This is a genomic window from Paractinoplanes tereljensis, assembly GCF_016862435.1.
Classification (GTDB): Bacteria; Actinomycetota; Actinomycetes; order Mycobacteriales; family Micromonosporaceae; genus Actinoplanes; species Actinoplanes tereljensis.
Genome location: NZ_BOMY01000023.1, coordinates 104,078 through 118,125, shown reverse-complemented (window position 1 = coordinate 118,125; position 14,048 = coordinate 104,078). Strand labels below are relative to the sequence as shown.

Sequence of the window (14,048 nt, the reverse complement as noted above, 5' to 3'; positions counted from 1 at the left end):
GTTACTTCCCGTCGATCGGGAGGCCAGGCGGGTTGACCTCGGGGGTCACGGCCTCACTGGTCAGGTTCCAGCGTGCCAGGATCTTGTCGTAGTCGCCGGACTTGACCAGTTCGTCGAGCGCCCCCTTGAGCGCCTGGACCAGGCCGTTGTCTTTTTTGGTGGTTACCGCGATCAGGCCCTGCAGGTCGGCCCCGGCCCCGGAGTAGGTGCCCGCGATCTCGGTCTCGCCGGTCACCGCGACGTGGTAGGCCGAGGTCGGGTTCGGCCCGAGGTAGGCGTCGATCTGGCCGGAGCCGAGCGCCAGGTAGGTGGCCTGGTTGGTCTGGTAGTACTTGATGTCGACGGCGGGCAGGCCGTTCGCGACGTCTTCCTTGCTCCACTCGACCAGGATCTTCTCCTGGTTGGTGCCGGAGCTGACCGCCACCTTCTTGCCGGACACGTCCTTCGGCCCGGTGACCTTGAGGCCGGAGCCCTTCTTGGCCTCGAACGCCAGGTCGTCCTTGCGGTAGGTGGCGAAGTCGTACTTCTGCTTGCGCAGCTCGGTGACCGTGATGTTGGAGGCGCCGAAGTCGTACTTCCCGCTGTCCAGGCCGATGAACAGGTTCTCCCAGGAGCTGTTCTGCAGGTCCGGCTCGAGACCCAGGACACCGGCGATAGCGACCGCGATGTCCGGCTCGCTGCCGATCAGGGTCTTGTTGTCGGTGGCGGTGAACCCGAGCGGCGGCGAGCCGCTGCCGGCCAGGCCGAGACCGACGACCAGCTTGCCGCTCGACCGGATCTTTTCCGGCACCAGGGCGGCGATGGCGTCCACCTTGGCCGGCACGATCCGGTTCTGCTCGGGGCTGTCGTTGATCTTGACAGTTTTGGTGTCCACCGACACCGTTTTGGCCTCCTCCTTCGGGGCGGCGCAGGCGGCCAGGCTTGCGGCCAAGGCAACAGCGATCAAGACCGATTTTGTACGCATGGGAGCTCCACTAAACGAGGACCTTGGACAGGAAGGCCCGGGTACGGTCGTGCTTCGGTGAATCGAGAACCTCGGCCGGGGTGCCCTGTTCGATCAGGCGCCCCTCGTCGAGGAAGACGATGGTGTCGGCCACCTCGCGGGCGAAGCCGATCTCATGCGTGACGACGATCATCGTGGTGCCGGCCGCGGCCAGGTCGCGCATCACGTCGAGCACCTCGCCGACCAGCTCCGGGTCGAGGGCGGAGGTGGGTTCGTCGAAGAGCACCAGCTTCGGGTCGAGCGCCAGCGCGCGGGCGATCGCCACGCGTTGTTGCTGCCCGCCCGAGAGCTGGCGCGGATAGGAGGCCGCCTTGTCGGCCAGGCCGACCCGTTCGAGACGTTCGAGGGCTTTGCGGTGCACCGCTTCTCGGGGTCCGCGCATTGCCTCGGTGACGTTCTGCAACGCGGTCAGGTGGGGAAAGAGATTGAAGGTCTGGAAGACGAACCCGATGCCCCGCCGCTGTTCGAGGATCTGCCGTTCGCGCAGCTCGTAGAGCTTGGTGCCGTGCTGGCGGTAACCGATCAGCTCGCCGTCGACCCGGACGTGCCCGCGGTCCACCTTCTCCAGGTGGTTGATCACGCGCAGCAGGGTGGACTTGCCGGAACCGGACGGGCCGAGGATCACCGTGACGCTGCCCGCCGCCACGGTCAGGTCGATGCCCTTGAGCACCTCGAGGTGGCCGAACGACTTGTGTACGCCGCGAACCTCGATCATCGCCGCCACCCCCGGTTGAAGTGCCGCTCGACGTAGTGCTGGAAGACCGACAGGACCGCGGTGAGGATCACGTACCAGACCGTGGCCACCATCAGCAGCGGAACCACCCGGCCGGTGCGGCCGTAGACCACCTGCACCTGGTAGAAGATCTCGCCGATCGCCAGCACGTACACCACCGAGGTGCTCTTGAGCAGGTTGACCAGCTCGTTGGCGGCGGTCGGCAGGATCGCCCGCATGGCCTGGGGGAGCAGGATGCGGCGGAACTGGCGCAGCCGGGGGATGCCGAGCGCGGCGGCCGCCTCCAGCTGGCGCTGGTCGACCGAGACGATGCCGGACCGGACGATCTCGGCGGCGTAGGCGGCCTCGTGCAGGGCCAACCCGAGCAGGGCCGCGCCGAACGAGCTGACCAGGCTCTTCGTCTCGAAGTGGAAGAAGCCGGGCCCGAACGGGACGCCGAACTGCAGGGTCTCGTAGAGGTAGCCGAGGTTGGCCCAGAACAGCAGCTGCACGATCAGCGGCACCGACCGGAACACCCAGATGTAGGTCCAGCTCACCGACTGCAGCACCCGGTTCTTGGACAGCCGCATCGGGGCCAGGATCAGGCCGCCGAGGAAGCCGAGGAACGCGCCCAGGAAGGTCAGCTCCAGGGTGACCAGCAGCGCCTGCATCACCGACTTCTCGAAGAAGTAACCGGCGAAGGTGGTCCAGTCCCACCCGGGGTTGGTGATCAGGCCGTGCGCGAGTTGAGCGACCAGGACGAGGGCGATGACGGTGGCCACCCAGCGCCACGGATGGCGGGCCGGCACCACGGTCAGCCGGTCGCCCTCGTCGGCGGCGAGGGCCGCCGCGGGCGGCGAGGACAGGACGGTCAAGGGGATTACCTCCGGGGCGGCGGGCGTGGAATTCACGCTATGGCCGCCCCGGCGATTAACTCAAGTCCTATCGGCGATGTATGTTTTTACGGGCTTGTTAACGACCCTTTGCCGGCACCTGCCACATCGGAGAGTCCGGCCTGGTCAAGGGCGGTTTGCAGGCCGTCCGGGGCGCCGCGCCAGGCGACGTGCCCATCGGGGCGAACCAGCGTCCAGGGTGACGCCGCGGCCGGCGTAGCCCGCACGAGGTGCTCGTTCTCGCCCGCGGTCGGGGCCAGGAGCACGTACTTGCCGGCCCGCAGTTCCTCGTACAGCCGGCGGCCGCCCCGCAGTGTGACGTCGGCGGCCCGGGGTGCGTGCGGGTAGTCGATGCCGATGCCGGAGATGGTGCCGGCGGCCTTGTGCGCCACCGGCGGCAGCCGCAGCGCCGCGCCGCCGACGAGGTTGCGGGTCAGCCGCCCGGCCTTGGACCGGACCATCGCCATCCGGATGATGGCGCCGCTGCTGCGCAGGACCAGGCGGCCGACCGGGTGCCGCTCGCTCTCGTACGTGTCCAGCAGCCCGTCCGGCGCCCAGCCCTGCACCGCCGCCGCGAGCTTCCAGCCCAGGTTGGCCGCGTCCTGCAGGCCGGTGTTCATGCCCTGCCCGCCGGCCGGGGAGTGCACGTGCGCGGCGTCGCCTGCCAGGAACACCCGGCCCTGGCGGTAGTGCGGCGCCTGCCGCTCGTCGCTGTGGAAGCGCGACATCCAGCGCGCCTCGGCCAGCCCGAAGTCGGTGCCCAGCGCCCGCCGGGTGACGTTGCGGATGTCGTCCAGGGTCACCGGCGCGGTGTCCGGCTGCGGATTGAGCCGATCCCAGGCGAAGATCCGGTACCAGCCGTCGCCGAACGGCGCCACGAACGCGAACGCGTCGCCGACCGCGTTGACCGTGAGCACGTCGGCCGGCGCTTGCGCGAGCCGCACATCGGCCAGCATGATCGAGGTGAGAACGGCCTTGCCCGGAAAAGGCAGACCCAGGGCATGCCGTACGGCGCTGTGCACCCCGTCCGCCCCGACCGCGTAGTCGGCCCGGACCGTCGAGCCGCCGACCGTGAGGTCCACGCCGTCCGCGTCCTGCCGCAGCGCGGTCACCTCGGCGGTGCGGACGATCCGCGCTTCGGCGCGCTTCTCCAGGGCCCGCTCCACGTTGTACTGCGGGGTGATCAGCAGGTACGGGAACCGGGTCGGCAGCGTGGACAGGTTGATCCGCAGGGCGTCGAACAGCCGGAGCCGGTCGATCGGCGCGCCGCCGGCCACGATCTCGTCGGCCAGCCCGCGGGCGTCGAGGTGTTCGAGGGTGCGGGCGTGTACGCCGAACGCCCGGGTCAGGTTGGACTCGGAGCCGCGCCGTTCAAAAACGGTCACGTCCACACCGGCGCGGGCCAGGTCCCCGGCCAGCAGCAGGCCGGTGGGCCCGGCTCCGACAACGGCGACAGTGGTTCGGGTGATCATCGGAGGACCTCCGTGGTGGCTCGGCGCGGGCTCGGGGCCGCATGGCGTACGGGATAGCCGACCCGGAAGGTCAGCAGTGGCTGTTGTCCGGGCGGGAGGAGCGCGGCGAACCGCGGTGCGAAGGTCGCGGTGGCGCCGGTGCTGCGTTCGCGGTCGATCCGCTCGGTGATCTGGTTCATGTGGTGCAGGGCGATGCCCCGGCTGGTCGCGGTGAGGTGGATGCGTTCGAGCAGCCGCCCGGCGTCAAGTTGGGTGGCCCGGTCGTCGGGCGTCCCGGTGGTGATCACACCGTAGGCCGTGGCGGTCGCGGTGTGGACGGTTCTGGTCTGCTTCAGCCAGAACTGGTCGCCGTCGGCCCGCGAGGACGCCGGCAGCAGCTTGGCCAGCGCGAGCTTGGTCGCGCCGAACCCCTGCCCGCCGAGGGTGAGCCCGTCCCGGTGCCGCTGGATGTGGTCGCCGATCGCGTCATGGAGGACATCGGATGTCGGCCGGCCGGACCGCACATCGACCCGAGCGAGACGAGAGCTGTCCGGCAGCAGCGTCACCGTGGGCTCCAGGCCGCGGGCCCGGCAGGCCAGCACGAGGTTTTCGATCGCGCAGCCGATGCCGATGTGCTGCTCCCGCCGATAGGGGTCGACAGTGCCGGTTCCCCGCTCGGCATCGACGAAAACGTCGACCCCGTCGGCGCGCACGCCGAACATCCACGGCTGGGTGTTGTGCGGGCTGGCCGCCAGGACGGCCGCGCCGACCGCGCCGAGCAGCCCGGGTTCGTCGCGCCAGTGCTGCCACGGGTCGTACGCGTCGCCACTGCCCGGTCGCAGCGCCGCGGTGTCGTAGACCCGGTAGCCCAGGGCCCCGGTCCCCGCGACGACCACAGTGGCGCCGAGCGAACGCAGGAGCCGCCGTCGGGTCCACGGTGGCGCCGGCAAGGTTTGCATGGTGTGCCTCCGTCGGAAGGGACGTTGATCCGAGCGCCAGACTCGCGGCCACCCGGGTAGCCGGGCAGCACCCGTTGGCCACAAGCACCCCGGGTGTCAGAATCTCGGCGTGTCCACGGATCGGCCGCCCGTCCCGCTGCTGGCGGTCAAACACGCCATCCCGCCGGTGCGGGCGGCCGTCGTGCCGCGCGACCGGCTGGAGAGCCGCCTCGACACCGCGGCGAAGCTCACCGTGGTGGCCGCCCCGGCCGGCTGGGGCAAGACCAGCCTGGTGAGCCGGTGGGCCGCGACCGCCGGCACGCCGGTGGCCTGGGTGTCGCTGGACGAGAGCGACGACGAACCGGTCCGGTTCTGACCGAGGGGTGGGCGGCCGGGCTGCAACTGGCCGGCCTGGCCCTGCGGCAGAGCCGGCCGCCGCTGCTGCGCGGCAACGACCGGCACGTGTTCGACTACTTCACCGCCGAGGTGCTACCGGCCCTCACCCCCGCCCAGCGCGACCTGCTGGTGCGGGCCGCCCCGCTGGAGCTGCTGTCCGGCTCGCTGTGCGACGCCGCCCTCGACGTGCACGGCTCGGCGGCGGTGCTGGCCGAGCTGGAACGGGCCGACCTGTTCGTCGTCGCGCTGGACGCCGGCCACGAGTGGTACCGCTGCCACCGCCTGCTGCGCAACGCCCTCGGCTGGTCCCCCGAGGCGAAACCGGACGACGCCACCCGGCTCGTGCTGCGTCGCGCGGCGACCTGGTTCGAGCATCACGAGCGGGCCGACGACGCGGTTCGCTGCCTGCTCGACGCCGGCGACGACGAGGCCGCGGCCGGCCTGCTCGCCGACCGGCAGCAGTGGTTCCTGGCGCGCGGCTGGGCGGCGACCTACCAGGCGCTGGGCGAGCGGTTGCCGGAGGCGGCGATCGGGGCGCCGCTCGCGCTGTTCCTGGCGTACGCGGCGGAAGTCAGCGGAAACCGCGACCGGGTCGCGCACTGGCTCGACGTGTGCGGCCGCCAGATCGACCAGGACACCGTCGTCGAGAGCTGGCGCAGCCCCCGGGCCGCGGAGCTCAGCCTGCGCGCCCTGCTGGCCACCGACCCGGCCGACCCGGCCGAGGCGATCGCCCTGGCCGAACGCTCGGTCGCGCTGGAGACCGAGGCCGGCACTGACCAGCATCCGGTCGCGGTGATGTCGCTGGGCATGGCCTACGGCCTGGCCGGCCGCTTCGCCGACGGCGTACGCATCCTGACCGGAACCTGGCGGCTGCGCGGCCAGGGCCACTGGTCGGCCGGCGTCGACCTGCAGGTAGCCGGCCAGCTGTGCCTCTACCTGCTCGCGATGGACGCGCCCGACGAGCTCGATCGGCTGCTGGCCGACGCGACTGCCGGAGCCGACGCGGCCGAACGCGAGTGGGGCGAGGCCCCGGCCGCCCACCTGGTCATGGCGATCCGCCTGGTGGAAGGCCGCCGCGCCTACCAGCGGGGCGACCTGCCCCGGGCCACCGCCCAGCTGGCACGCGGCCTGCACTTCGCCGAACTGGCCGGCCACCCGTTCTACCAGGTGCTGGGCCACCTGTTCACGGCCGACACCGAACTCGCGACCGGCGACCGCCCCGCCGCCCGGGCCGCGCTGGTCCGGGCCCGGGAGGTGGCCGACAACGACCCGATAGCGCCGTTCCTGCGCGGCTGGCTCGAGGAGGCGGAGACCCGGCTGGGCCGCTCCGCCGCGCGAACGGCCGCGGACACCGGCGGCCTGGCCGAGGAACTGACCGACCGCGAGCTGTCCATCCTGCGCATGCTGCCCGGCACCGCCACCCAACGCGAGATCGGCGCGGCCCTCTTCCTCTCCATCAACACCGTCAAGGCGTACAACAAAAGCCTTTACCGCAAGCTCGGCGTAGGCGGCCGCCAGGACGCCGTCCGCGCCGCCCGCCGCCTCGGTTTGATCTAGGGTCAAAGCCTCTTCCGGTACGGGCTGCGACGCCCACAACCGCAAAACGCACCCGACCGCCCGTACCCCGCGGCCGACGTGCAACTCCGGCACGTGCCGCGACTCTCGCGCAACGGGACACCCACCCCAACCTGCTCTACGCGTCGGCGTTTCGTAGTTATTTGAGTAGCTATTTACCGTTTGGCAGACCGCGGATCGGAGGTGCCGAGGTTGGCGGCCGAGCGGGCCTCCCGCATCGCGGACCCGCGCTCCCACTTTGCGGGCGACGCTTCCACATCTTGATCACGGCACCCCGACATACCGCTTATATCCGGCAGGGACGGGCCAGCCTGCGGCGAAGTTGTGCATTTGACCCCCCGCTGAGCGCTCTACCGTTCCAAGATCGGGACTTTCTGGCACGGAAGGCGGCGCGCAAAGCCGCGCAACCTCTGAAAGCGCTCCCTGGCCGGGCGGTCCTGAGCTTGGTACCCCGGGTGGTTTCGGGTGGTGGGTGGTGCGGCGGGGCCCGGGGTCGGTGAGGGTGGGTGGGTGTCACGCTTCGAACTCTGTGTCGCGGGCCGGCTCGCCGACTCGCTTGTCGAGCTGATCCGGGACCGGTTCGGGGAACCGGCCACCCGGCTCGACGAACTCGGCACGACGGTAATTGTCGGCGGACTTGACGCGGCGGCGGAGCGGGCGCTGCTGACCCTGCTCTGGGACACCGGGCACGACGTCGTCGCGACCCGGTCCACCCGCTGAGTCGCGCCAGGCCACGAACGCGCCGGCCGCCAGCATCACCGCGCAGATGGCCAGGCCGTGCACCACCGGGGTGCTGTCGGCCGTGCCCATGGTGGCCAGCACCACGCCGGTCACCGCGGCCATCCCGATCGAGGCCGAGATCCGCTGGGCCAGCTGCAGGAACGCGGCGGCCAGGCCGGCCACCCCGGGCGGGGCGTGGCCCAGGGTCAGCGCCTGGTTGGGCGAGACGATCAGGCCGCTCGCCGCGCCCAGCACCAGCTGGGTGGCGATCAGCCCGACGGCCAGGTGGGCGACCGGGGCAAGGGCGACGACCAGGCCGGCCGCTATCACCGCCAGCAGCGAGGCGATCAGAGCCCAGCACACGCTGATCCGGCCGTAGCGGCCGACCACCCGCCAGCCCAGCGCCGACGCCACCGAGAAGGTGATCGCGCTCGGCAGGATGGTCAGCGCGGCCTGCAGTGCCGACCAGCCGAGGCCCTCCTGCAGGTAGAGGGTCAGCGCCAGGGTGGCGGACAGGTTCGCGCCGAACTGGAACATCGCGATGACCACGCCGTTGCGGTAGCCGGGCCGGCGCAGCAGGGCAGGCATCAGGATCGGGGTGCCGCCGGACCGGGCGTACCGGCGTTCCCAGGCGATCAGCACCGCCACCAGCACGACCGCGGTGGCGAACCACACCGGGCGGGGCGGGCCCTGGCCGGCCGGCAGCGTGAACGGCAGCAGCAGGCACAGCGTCGCGGCGCCGAGCGCGGCCAGGCCGGGCAGGTCCAGCGTGGAGCGCCGGGTACTGAGCCGGCCGGACGGGAACCATTTGAGCGCCAGCGGCACGGTGAGCAGGCCGAACGGCACGTTCAGCAGCAGTACGCAACGCCAGCCCCACTCGTCTCCCAGCGTGCCGATCAGCAGGCCGCCGACGAACGGGCCGATCACCGCCGAGACGCCGCCGACGATCGAGTAGGCGCCCAGGGCGCGGGTGCGCTCCCGGCCGGTGAACAGCTCCTGGATGATGCCGATGACCTGCGGGTTGACCGTGCCGGCGCCGAGACCCTGGACCAGCCGGGCGACCGCCACCAGCCAGGCCGCCTGGGCGGTGCCGGCCACGATCGCGGCCGAGCTGAACACCGTGATCCCGCCCACGAACAACCACTTGCGGCCGTGCGCGTCGCCGAGCCGGCCGCCGGGCACCAGCGCGAGGCCGAAAGCCAGCGAGTAACCGGCGATGATCCAGCCGATCGTCCCTGGCCCGGCCCCGAGCGAGTTACGCAGGGCCGGGACGGCGGTGTTGAGGCTGGCCTGATCGAGCAGCGTGGTGAACGCGGCGGCGAGACAGACAGTTAACGGCATTGATCTGGTGCGCACCCCTTGCTTATATCCTATTTAAGCTATAGGAAAAAGGGAGTCCGCTCACCTGGAGGTTGGAGATGCGCCATCGCTTCCGTCTTGCCACGGTCGTGACTCTCGCTCTGCTCGCGGGATGTTCCGGCGGGGGCAGCGGCGCCACCGACGAGGCCGGCGCCCCGGCCTCCGGGGGTTCGCTGACCTGGGCCGTGGAAACCGAACCGATCACCCTCAACCCGCATCAGTACGCTCAGGCCAAGGCCCGGCTGCTGGTCTGGAACAGCTTCGAGGCCCTGCTCACCCACGACGACAAGGGCGGCTATCTGCCCTGGCTGGCCACCGGTTACGAGGCGTCGCCGGACGGCCTGGCCTACACGCTGAAGCTGCGCACCGACGTGAAGTTCAGCGACGGCACCGCGTTCGACGCGGCGGCGGTCAAGGCCAACACCGACCTGCTGCTCTCCGAGGGGTACGCACCGACGGTCAAGGCCGTGCAGCTCAAGAACCTCAAGAGCGTCGAGATCGTCGACCCGGCCACCGTGAAGTACACGCTGACCCGTCCCGACGTACTCATCCTTGATTTTCTGTCCTCGCCGCAAGGCGCGATCGTCTCGCCCGCCTCGCTGACGGCGGCCAAGAACCTCAAGGCCGGCGGGGTTGAACTGGCCGGCACCGGCCCGTTCATCCTGGACCGCTACTCGCCCGGCCAGGAGCTGCACTTCAAGAAGAACCCGGCCTACAACTGGGCGCCGGCCAACGCCGGGCACTCCGGGCCGGCCTACCTCGACGAGGTCACCTACCGGTTCCTCAAGGAGTCGTCGGTGCGGGTCGGAGCGCTCACCTCCGGGCAGGTGCAGGTCATCGAGGGGGTGCCGGCCACCGACGAACCGCAGATCACCGGCAACCCGACGCTGACGCTGAGCAAGGGGCTCAACTCCGGGTCGGCGTACTCGTACTACTTCAACACCGCGCACGCGCCGTTCGACGACATCAAGGTGCGGCAGGCCTTCCGGGACGCCCTCGACGTCGGCACGGTGCTGCAGGCGGTCTACCGCGGCACCGCCACCCGGGCCTGGAGCGTGGTCGGGCCGACCAGCCCGTTCTACGACAAAACCCTGGAGAGTACGTACGGGAACGACCCCGCCCGCGCCAATGCCACCCTGGACGCGGCCGGTTGGGCCACCCGGGACAGCGACGGGTTCCGCACCAAGAACGGCAAGCGGTTGACCGCCCGCCTCGTGCAGTCCGCGCCGTTCGTCCGGGACCGCCGTGACATCCTCGCCCAGACCGTGCAGGCCGCGGTCAAGCAGAGCGCCGGCATCGACCTGCAGGTCGCCGTCGTCGACCAGGGCACCGCCACCAAGGCCCTCGCCGACGGCCAGTACGAGATCTTCGACAACTCCCGGGCCGACACCGACGTCGGGGCCGCGCTCAACCTGCTGCTCACCTCGAACGGCGCGATCAACCGCACCGGCGTCAAGGACCCGGCCCTGGACGGCCTGCTCGACAAGGCCGTTTCCACCGGCGACAACTCGGCACGCTCTGCGTCATACAAAGAGCTGCAGCAGAAGGTGATCACCACCGACGCGCTGATCCAGCCGCTGTACGCCCCGGCCGACCAGATCGCCGCCGCCAAGACCGTGGGTGGCCTGCACTTCGAACCCACCGCCGGTGTCCCGGGCAGCGCCTACAACGTCTGGCTCGGCAAGTGATCGTGCTCCGCCGGCTCGGCGCGGGCCTGGTGGTGCTCTGGGTCGCCGCGACCGCCGCCTATCTGGCGCTGCTCGCGGCCCCCGGCAGCACGGTGGACAGCATCATCGGCGACGGCGCCGACACTCCGCTGATCCGCTCGCAGATCATCCAGGAGTGGAACCTCGACCGGCCCGCGGTGGTGCAGTACCTCGACTACCTGTGGCGCTTCGGGCACGGCGACCTCGGCCGCTCCTACCTGCTGCAACGACCGGTCCGCGACGTCATCGGCGACCAGATCTTCCCGACCGTGAAACTCGCCCTGGCCGCGGCCGGCTTGGGCATCGTGCTGGCGGTGTTGCTCGCGCTGACCACCCGGCGGCCCTGGTCGCGGCGGGTCAGCTCGACCGCCGAGCTGGTCCTGGTCTCCACCCCGCCGTTCCTGATCGGGCTGGTCCTGCTGAGCGTCTTCTCGTTCCAGTTCGGCCTGTTCCCGGTCTCCGGCGACCGTGGTCTGGCCGCCCTGGTGCTGCCGGCGATCACGCTGGCCCTGCCGGTCGCCGGGGTGCTCACCCAGGTGCTGCGGGACGGCATCGACCGGGCTCTGGAAGAACCGTTCGTGGTCACCGCCCGAGCCCGCGGCCTGCGGGAACGGGCGGTGCTCGCCCGGCACGCGCTGCGGCACGCCCTCCTGCCGGCCGTCTCGCTGCTCGGCTGGCTCTGCGGCACCCTGCTCGGCGGCGTCGTGATCATCGAGACCGTGTTCGGGCGGCCCGGTCTCGGCCAGGTCACCCTGCAGGCGGTCGGCAGCGAGGACATGCCGGTGGTCCTGGCCGTGGTGGTGTTCTCGGCCGCCGCTTACGTGCTGCTCAACACCGCCGCCGACCTGGCGCTGCTGGTCGTCGACCCCCGGCTGCGGGCGAGCACGTCATGACCGTCGCGCTTTCCTGGCGGCCGCTCCGCGTCGGCGGTGCTGTTCCGGTGGCCGGCGGGTTCCTCGGGCTCATGCTGGTCGTGGTGGCGCTGCCCGGCCTGTTCGCCGGGGACCCGCTCGCCGCCGACCCGTTCCACGTCCTCGAGGCACCCAATGCCGCGCACTGGTTCGGCACCGACCAGCTCGGCCGGGACGTCTTCGACCGGGTCGTGCACGGTGCCCGGCACTCGCTGACCATCGCGGTGGCGGCAACTCTTCTCGCCGTACTCTCCGGGGTCTTGCTCGGCATGCTGGCCGGGCTCTCCCACCGGTACGCCGACGAGGCCTTGGCCCGGTCTTTCGACGCTCTGTCGGCGTTTCCGTTGATTCTGCTGGCGCTGCTGTTCATCGCGATCGCCGGGCCCGGCACGGTCAGCCTGGTCGTCGCGATCGGCCTGGCCACCCTGCCGCACTACGCCCGGGTGGTCCGGGCCCAGACCTTCGTGGTGCGGCAGGCCGGATATGTCACCCAGGCGGTCGCGTTCGGCCACTCCCGGACCCGGCTGGTGTTCCGGCACGTGCTGCCCAACGTGCTCGGGCCGGTGCCGGTGCTCGCCATCATGGGCCTCGGCGAAGCCATCCTGTTCGCGGCCGGGCTGAGCTTCCTCGGGATGGGAACCCAGCCGCCGTCGCCGGAATGGGGTGCGATGCTCTCCGAGGGACGCAACTACCTGAGTGTGGCACCGTGGGTGTCGGTCATCCCGGGCGTGATCGTCACGCTCACCGTGATCGCACTGACCGTCGTCGGCCGCCACCTGCAACGCCGCGTCGAGGGGAGGCTCCCGTGAGCACACCGCTGATCTCGATCCGCGATCTGCACGTCGAGTTCCCGCACCGGCGCACGGTGGTGACCGCGGTGCGCGGCATCGACCTCGACATCCACCCCGGCGAGTGCGTGGCCATCGTGGGGGAGTCCGGCTCCGGCAAGAGCGTCACCGCCCGCACCCTGGTCGGCCTGGCCGGCCCCGGCGCGGTCGTGCGCAGCGAGCGCTTCGACGTGAACGGCCGGGACGCACGGCAATTCGGCGAGGAACAGTGGCGGCGGCTGCGCGGCGGCTTCGCCGGTCTCGTGCTGCAGGACGCCCTCGTCTCGCTCGATCCGCTGCGCACGGTGGGCGCCGAGATCGGCGAGGTGCTGCGGGTGCACGGTCACCGCGGAGACCGGAAGGAACGAGTACGGGAACTGCTCCGCACCGTGCACGTGCCGGAACCCGAACGGCGGGCCGGGCAGTACTCGCACCAGCTTTCCGGTGGGCTGCGGCAACGTGCGCTGATTGCCTCGGCCATCGCTGGTGGGCCGCCGCTGCTGATCGCCGACGAACCCACCACCGCGCTCGACGTGACCGTGCAGGCGCAGATCCTCGACCTGCTCGCCGAGCGCCGGGCCGCCGGGGAGACGCTCCTGCTGATCAGTCATGACCTGGCCGTGGTGGCTCGGCTTGCCGATCGCGTTCTGGTCATGCGGGACGGGCTGATCGTCGAGGCCGGCGAGACGGGGACCTTGCTTTCGGCGCCGGACCACCCGTACACAAAAAAGCTCTTGAAGGCTGTGCCCTCGGCTGCCACTCGCGGCCGGCAGCTCTCCGGCACCGGCTCGACAGCTTCGATCGAGCCGTCGGCGGAAGCGGTCATCGAGGCGAGCGGGCTGACCAAGCGGTACGGCAAACACACCGTCGTACAGGATGTCGATCTGACCGTCCGGCGGGGGGAGATCGTCGGGCTGGTCGGGGAATCCGGGTCGGGTAAGACGACCGTGGCGCAGCTGCTGTTCGGGCTGGTCGCGCCGACTGCCGGGAGCGTGCGGTTCGAGGGCGCGGACTGGACCGGGGTGCCGGAACGGCGCCGCCGGGCCCTGCGCCGCCGCATGCAGTTCATCTCGCAGGATCCGCTGTCGTCGTTCGATCCGCGCTGGACCGTCCGGCGGATCGTGGCCGAGGCGCTGCCGCGCGGCGCCGTCGTCGAACCGCTGCTGGAGCGGGTCGGGCTCGGTGCCGACCTGCTCGACCGGCATCCCCGGCGGCTGTCCGGCGGGCAGCGGCAGCGGGTCGCCATCGCCCGTGCCCTGGCGCCCCGGCCCAGCCTGATCATCTGTGACGAGCCGGTCTCCGCGCTGGACGTCTCGGTGCAGGCGCAGGTGCTCGACCTGCTCGCCGACATCCGGGCCACCGACGGCACCGCCCTGCTGTTCATCTCGCACGACCTCGGCGTCGTGCACCACCTCGCCGACCGGGTCCTGGTCATGCACGACGGCGCCGTCGTCGAGTCCGGGCCGATCGACGACGTCTTCCACCGGCCGCAGCACGACTACACCCGGGCGCTGCTCGGCGCAGTGCCCACGCTCGAAGCTCTGTAGGGGAGAGACC

12 protein-coding genes are annotated in these 14,048 nt (G+C 71.1%); 6 read left to right on the top strand and 6 right to left on the bottom strand.

Annotated elements, in window-relative coordinates; genetic code table 11:
• Nucleotide 1: 1 nt before the first annotated feature.
• The 5 genes from Ate02nite_RS18340 to Ate02nite_RS18320 form a co-directional block, all read right to left on the bottom strand.
• Nucleotides 2-964 carry an ABC transporter substrate-binding protein gene (locus tag Ate02nite_RS18340; protein WP_203807063.1) on the bottom strand — a complete coding sequence of 321 codons (963 nt, stop codon included), beginning with the start codon at nucleotides 962-964 and terminating at the stop codon, nucleotides 2-4.
• A 10-nt stretch (nucleotides 965-974) separates the two neighbouring features.
• Nucleotides 975-1,718, bottom strand: a complete 744-nt coding sequence (locus tag Ate02nite_RS18335; protein WP_203807061.1) for an amino acid ABC transporter ATP-binding protein — start codon at nucleotides 1,716-1,718, stop codon at nucleotides 975-977.
• Nucleotides 1,715-2,590 (bottom strand): amino acid ABC transporter permease, encoded by an 876-nt coding sequence (locus Ate02nite_RS18330; RefSeq protein WP_203807059.1) that lies wholly within the window; start codon nucleotides 2,588-2,590, stop codon nucleotides 1,715-1,717. The genes Ate02nite_RS18335 and Ate02nite_RS18330 overlap by 4 nt, the downstream gene beginning before the upstream one ends.
• Nucleotides 2,591-2,676: 86 nt before the next feature.
• Nucleotides 2,677-4,080 carry an FAD-dependent monooxygenase gene (locus Ate02nite_RS18325; RefSeq protein ID WP_203807057.1) on the bottom strand — a complete coding sequence of 468 codons (1,404 nt, stop codon included), beginning with the start codon at nucleotides 4,078-4,080 and terminating at the stop codon, nucleotides 2,677-2,679.
• Nucleotides 4,077-5,018 (bottom strand): hypothetical protein, encoded by a 942-nt coding sequence (locus Ate02nite_RS18320; RefSeq protein WP_203807055.1) that lies wholly within the window; start codon nucleotides 5,016-5,018, stop codon nucleotides 4,077-4,079. The genes Ate02nite_RS18325 and Ate02nite_RS18320 overlap by 4 nt, the downstream gene beginning before the upstream one ends.
• 109 nt (nucleotides 5,019-5,127) lie before the next feature.
• Here Ate02nite_RS18320 and Ate02nite_RS18315 point away from each other — a divergent pair, with 109 nt between their 5' ends.
• Together Ate02nite_RS18315 and Ate02nite_RS18310 are read left to right on the top strand one after the other, a co-directional pair.
• Entirely contained in the window at nucleotides 5,128-5,373 is a 246-nt protein-coding gene (locus Ate02nite_RS18315; protein ID WP_203807053.1) for a hypothetical protein, read from the top strand.
• Nucleotides 5,298-6,950 (top strand): winged helix-turn-helix domain-containing protein, encoded by a 1,653-nt coding sequence (locus Ate02nite_RS18310; RefSeq protein WP_203807051.1) that lies wholly within the window; start codon nucleotides 5,298-5,300, stop codon nucleotides 6,948-6,950. Before Ate02nite_RS18315 ends, Ate02nite_RS18310 begins: the two co-directional genes overlap by 76 nt.
• A gap of 531 nt (nucleotides 6,951-7,481) precedes the next feature.
• Here the strand turns inward: Ate02nite_RS18310 and Ate02nite_RS18305 are convergent.
• Complete coding sequence (locus Ate02nite_RS18305; RefSeq protein ID WP_203807050.1) at nucleotides 7,482-9,029, bottom strand: MFS transporter; 1,548 nt, start codon at nucleotides 9,027-9,029, stop codon at nucleotides 7,482-7,484.
• 77 nt (nucleotides 9,030-9,106) lie between these two features.
• On the opposite strand from Ate02nite_RS18305, the gene Ate02nite_RS18300 reads away from it, so the two are divergent.
• From Ate02nite_RS18300 to nikE, 4 genes are read left to right on the top strand one after another with little or no spacing between them, the layout of a single operon-like run.
• Nucleotides 9,107-10,735, top strand: a complete 1,629-nt coding sequence (locus Ate02nite_RS18300; protein ID WP_203807048.1) for an ABC transporter substrate-binding protein — start codon at nucleotides 9,107-9,109, stop codon at nucleotides 10,733-10,735.
• On the top strand, nucleotides 10,732-11,646 hold the full coding sequence (locus Ate02nite_RS18295) for an ABC transporter permease (protein WP_239147505.1): 915 nt from the start codon (nucleotides 10,732-10,734) through the stop codon (nucleotides 11,644-11,646). The genes Ate02nite_RS18300 and Ate02nite_RS18295 overlap by 4 nt, the downstream gene beginning before the upstream one ends.
• A complete protein-coding gene (locus Ate02nite_RS18290; RefSeq protein ID WP_203807046.1) occupies nucleotides 11,643-12,473 on the top strand; it encodes an ABC transporter permease in 831 nt (276 codons plus the stop codon). The genes Ate02nite_RS18295 and Ate02nite_RS18290 overlap by 4 nt, the downstream gene beginning before the upstream one ends.
• Nucleotides 12,470-14,038, top strand: a complete 1,569-nt coding sequence (gene nikE, locus Ate02nite_RS18285) for a nickel ABC transporter ATP-binding protein NikE (protein WP_203807044.1) — start codon at nucleotides 12,470-12,472, stop codon at nucleotides 14,036-14,038. The genes Ate02nite_RS18290 and nikE overlap by 4 nt, the downstream gene beginning before the upstream one ends.
• The last annotated feature ends 10 nt before the right edge of the window (nucleotides 14,039-14,048 follow it).